Annotated in this window: 4 protein-coding genes; 1 reads left to right on the forward strand and 3 read right to left on the reverse strand. The window is 71.6% G+C overall.

Annotation, left to right across the window (positions count from 1 at the left end; all coding sequences use genetic code 11):
* Window positions 1-107: 107 nt before the first annotated feature.
* Complete coding sequence (locus ABTZ59_RS36805; protein ID WP_351425753.1) at window positions 108-731, reverse strand: TetR/AcrR family transcriptional regulator; 624 nt, start codon at window positions 729-731, stop codon at window positions 108-110.
* A gap of 142 nt (window positions 732-873) precedes the next feature.
* On the opposite strand from ABTZ59_RS36805, the gene ABTZ59_RS36810 reads away from it, so the two are divergent.
* Window positions 874-1,803 (forward strand): alpha/beta fold hydrolase, encoded by a 930-nt coding sequence (locus ABTZ59_RS36810; protein WP_351425757.1) that lies wholly within the window; start codon window positions 874-876, stop codon window positions 1,801-1,803.
* A gap of 8 nt (window positions 1,804-1,811) precedes the next feature.
* On the opposite strand, the gene ABTZ59_RS36815 is transcribed toward ABTZ59_RS36810, so the two are convergent.
* Complete coding sequence (locus tag ABTZ59_RS36815; RefSeq protein ID WP_351425763.1) at window positions 1,812-2,900, reverse strand: zinc-binding dehydrogenase; 1,089 nt, start codon at window positions 2,898-2,900, stop codon at window positions 1,812-1,814.
* A gap of 17 nt (window positions 2,901-2,917) precedes the next feature.
* Entirely contained in the window at window positions 2,918-4,330 is a 1,413-nt protein-coding gene (locus tag ABTZ59_RS36820; RefSeq protein ID WP_351425766.1) for an aldehyde dehydrogenase family protein, read from the reverse strand.
* Window positions 4,331-4,525 lie beyond the last annotated feature (195 nt).

Genomic DNA, 4,525 nt, shown 5'->3' on the forward strand with positions numbered 1-4,525 from the left:
TCCTAGACAGCTCCACCACACCGGAGGTCTTCGCCATGATCAAGCACCGGCACGTGTCAACAACGCTCGTGATCAATACACCTAGGTCCTGTCCGACCGGACAGGACCTACGGGTGACCCGTTCCGGCCGGCGCGGCGAAGAGCCTGTCCAGGTGGTGGCGCAGTACCCCGGCGGCGGACCCGGGGTCGCGCTGACCGACCAGGATGCTGGTGCCGAGCCCCGCCGACATGGCGAGCAGGCTGATCGCCTCCGTCCGTACGTCCACTTCGGGCCCGGTGAGACCGGCGTCCCGCGCCTGCTCCAGCAGCCCGGCCACGGCGTCCTCGGCGGCATTGGGATTGTCGATGAAGGGCTGGGCGGCGAGCGCGTCGTCCGTCATCGCGAGTACGGCGTACGAGGTGTAGACGAGATGGAAGGTCCGGCTCTTCTCGTCGGTCGGCAGTGACTCCATCAGCAGGGCCTCGATCACCGCGCGCGGCCCCGGGGTGTCCCCGGCGGCCCGCAGCCGGGCGGTGACCCGCGCGCCGAGCCCTGCGGCCAACCGCTCCAGTCCGTAGAGGAGCAGCTTCTCCTTGGTCTGGAAGTAGTACTGCACCAGCCGGAGGGAGACTCCCGCCTCCGCGGCCACATCACGCATCCCCACAGCGTGGAGCCCGCGCCGCCCGGCGACCCGGACGAGCGCCTCGGCGATCTCGGCGCGCCGTTCCTCATGGTCCACGCGCTTTGGCATCGGCCGTTTCTCCGCCCCTCGGTGCTTCCGGTCCGCCCATACGGGCCGGACAGGCCGTACGGGGCGAGCTTCATGGTACCGCCGTACCACCATCATGGTACGGTCGTATCACAAAACGGGATCCCCCTGGAGGTGGCCAGCCGTGCCCAAGACGACACCCCGCGACCACGACCGGGCCGATGTCGGCCGCTATGTGAACGAGGCCCTGCGCGAGCGGTACTTCGCCGCCTGCGACGCGGTCCACGCCCTCGGCCCCGCCGCAGCTACGGAGGTGGACGTGGAGACCGCTTTCGGGACCACGCACGTCTACCGGTACGGCCCCGAGGACCCCGCAGCCGCCTCCCGTACCCCGGTGGTGCTGGTGCACGGCGCCGGCAGCAACTCCTCCATGTGGTATCCGAACATCGCCGGCCTCAGCGCGCGGCGCCCGGTCTACGCGATCGACACCCTCGGCGACCCGGGCCGCAGCGTCCAGCGCGCGCCGATCCACGAGCCCGAGCGGGCCGCCGAGTGGCTGGACGAGGTGCTCGCAGGTCTCGGCCTCGACCGGGTCCATCTCATCGGGTCCTCCTACGGCGGCTGGCTCACCCTGAACCAGGCGCTGCACGCGCCCGGCAGGCTCGCCTCCGCCACCCCGCTCGACCCCGGCGGGCTGGAGAAGGTGGGCGCCCGGTTCTTCGGCTGGATCTTCGTCAGCGCGCTGGCGACCTTCGCGCCGGCGGCGATACGCCGGCGGCTGGCGACCGTGCTGGACCAGCCGGTCCTCATCGTGCCCGAGTTGCGCACGATGGTGATGCTCGGCGCCCGCGCCTACCGGATCCGGCGGCCCGCCCCACTCCCGCTGACCGAGGACGAGCTGCGCGCCATCCGTACCCCGCTCCACCTCCTTTTCGGCGAACGGAGCCTGCTGGTGCACCCGGAGCGGCAGCGCGAGCGGGTCCCCCGTCTGGTGCCGGGCGCCCGCGCCGAGATCATCGTCAACACCGGCCACGGGCCGCAGATCGACCACGCGGACCAGGTCAACAGCCGGATGCTGAGCTTCCTGGACTCCGTGGACCAACAGGAGCCGTAGGACGTCGGCTACGTGTCCTGGAAGACGACCAGGGCCCGGCCTCCCCGGCCCGCGAGCATGTTCTCGAACGCCGCCGGGATGCCGTCCAGCGCGATCCGTTCGGTGACCAGCGCGCCCAGATCGAACCGGCCCGCGCGGATGTGCTCGGCGAGCACCGGCAGGTCCTTCGACGGGTCACTGTTGCCGTAGACGCAGCCGGAGAGCGCCCGGCCCCAGTGGAACAGCTCCAGCGCGTTGAAGGTGACGCGCTGGTCCTTGCCGCCGATTCCGACGACCGTCGTACGGCCGCCGCGCCGGGTGGAGTCCCAGGCGGTGCGGATGGTCGTGGCGCGGCCGACGCACTCGACGGCCACATCGGCGCCCCGGCCGCCGGTGAGCCCGCGGATCTCCCTGGCGGTGGTGTCGGAGGCGACGACATACGCGGTGGCTCCCGCCGCGCGGGCCAGCGCCTCCTTCGCCGGGGACACATCGACGGCGATGATCTGGCCCGCACCTGCGATCCGGGCGGACTGGAGAACGGCGAGACCGACCCCGCCGACGCCGAAGACCACCACCGACTCCCCCTCACGGACCCGCGCCGCGTGGTGGACCGCGCCGTATCCCGTGAGGACGGCGCAGCCCAGGAGGGCGGCGTCGGTGAGCGGTACCCCGGCCGGGAGCGGCAGGACGCAGTTGGCGGCGACGACCGTCTCCTCCGCGAACGCCCCGACGTTCAGGCCGGGGTGAAGCTCCGTGCCGTCGGCGGTACGGGCATGGACGCCCGCGGCGCCCGCGAGCGCGCTGTCGCAGAGCCAGACCTCACCGCCCAGACAGGCCGGGCAGGTCCCGCAGGAGGGGGCCCAGTTGAGGACGACACCGTCGCCCGGCATCACATGCGTGACACCCTCGCCGACGGAGACGACCGTACCGGCGCCCTCATGGCCCAGGACCGCGGGCAGCGGGATCCGCATCGTGCCGTTGGACAGGGACAGATCGGAGTGACAGACACCGGCGGCGGCGAGCCGGACCCGTACCTGGCCGGGACCGGGTTCGGGAAGTTCGATCCCGGTGATCTCCAGCGGGTCTCCGACGGCGGACAGGATGGCGGCGCGGACCACGAGGGCTCTCTCCCGGCTCAGAACTGGAGTGACTTGGTCTGAAGGTACTCGGCGAGCCCGTGCGCGCCGAGTTCCCGGCCGACCCCGGACCGCTTGTAACCGCCGAACGGCGCGAGCGGGTTGAAGCGGCCCCCGTTGATGTCGACCTGTCCGGTGTCCATCCGGCGGGCGAAGGCGACGGCCTCGCTCTCCTCGCGGGCCCAGACCGCGCCCGCGAGTCCGTAGACGGTGCCGTTGGCGACCCGGAGGGCGTCCTCCTCGTCCTCGTACCGCAGGAGGGAGAGGACGGGGCCGAAGATCTCCTCCTGGGCGATGGTCATCCCCGGGGTGACCTCCGCGAAGACGGTCGGCGCGAGGTAGTAGCCGGTCGGGTGCGGGGCCTCGGGACCGCCCGCGACCAGCACGGCGCCCTCCGCGACGCCCCGCTCGATATAGCCGCGTACCCGCTCCCGCTGCTTCTCGTTGACGAGCGGGCCGAGCCGGCTCGCGCTGTCGAGCGGGTCGCCCGCGACGTACTTGGCGGCGGCGGTCCTCGCCAGCTCCACCGCCTCGTCGTACTGATCGGTGTGGACCAGCATCCGGGTCCAGGCACTGCACTTCTGGCCGGAGTTGGTCATGACATTGGCGACACCGACGGCGACGGCCCTGGCGAGATCGGCGCTCGGCAGGATCACATTGGCGGACTTGCCGCCCAGTTCGAGGGCGACGCGTTTGACGGCGGCTCCGGCGGTGGCGCCGATCAGCCGACCGACCTCGGTGGAACCGGTGAAGGAGACGAGATCGACGTCCTCGTGCTCGGCGAGGGCCTGGCCCGCGACCGGTCCGAGGCCGGTGACCAGATTGAACACCCCGGCGGGCAGGCCCGCTTCATGGACCAGCTCGGCGAAGAGCCGCGCGGTCAGCGGGGTGTCCTCGGCGGGTTTGACGACGATCGTGCACCCCGCGGCCAGGGCCGGGCCGACCTTGGCCACGATCTGGTGCAGGGGATAGTTCCACGGCGTGATCGCGCCGACGACGCCCACCGGCTCCAGCAGCACGGTGGAGTTGCCGGTCTTCTCCTCGAAGGGATACGTGGCGGCCAGCTCCGCGAAGGTACCGGCGATCACGATCGGCCCCCCGGTGTGCACCTTTCTGGACAGTGCGAGAGGCGCGCCCAGTTCGGCGGTGACGGTGGCGGCGAGCTCGTCCTGACGGGCCGCCATGGCGTCACGCAGAGCGGTGAGACGGGCGGCCCGCTCGGCGGGCGGGGTGGCGGCCCAGCCGGGAAAGGCCGCCCGTGCGGCCCGTACGGCGGCGTCGACGTCCTCCGCCGTACCGGCCGGGACGGTCGCGATGATCCGCTCGTCGGCCGGGTTCACCACGGCGATCGTGTCCGGCCCCGCCGCCGGCCGCCACGCGCCGCCGATGTACATCCCGTCGTGTACCCGCATCGTCGTTCCTTCCGGAAGTGCCCGACTTCGCCCGTCACGACCAAACTAGCGGTGCGAGTTTTATGACACCAGGGCGCCCCGGGGGGCCCTCACATGTGCACTAGGTGTATTGATCACGAGCGTTGTTGACACGTGCCGGTGCTTGATCATGGCGAAGACCTCCGGTGTGGTGGAGCTGTCTAGGACTGCACCGCA

This window comes from Streptomyces sp. NPDC094034 (assembly GCF_040303865.1).
Taxonomy (GTDB): domain Bacteria; phylum Actinomycetota; class Actinomycetes; order Streptomycetales; family Streptomycetaceae; genus Streptomyces.

Excerpts from the sequence above, each read along its gene's own strand:
- ABTZ59_RS36805 (WP_351425753.1), bottom strand. The coding sequence starts at position 731 with ATGCCAAAGCGCGTGGACCATGAGGAACGGCGCGCCGAGATCGCCGAG.
- ABTZ59_RS36820 (WP_351425766.1), bottom strand. The coding sequence starts at position 4,330 with ATGCGGGTACACGACGGGATGTACATCGGCGGCGCGTGGCGGCCGGCG.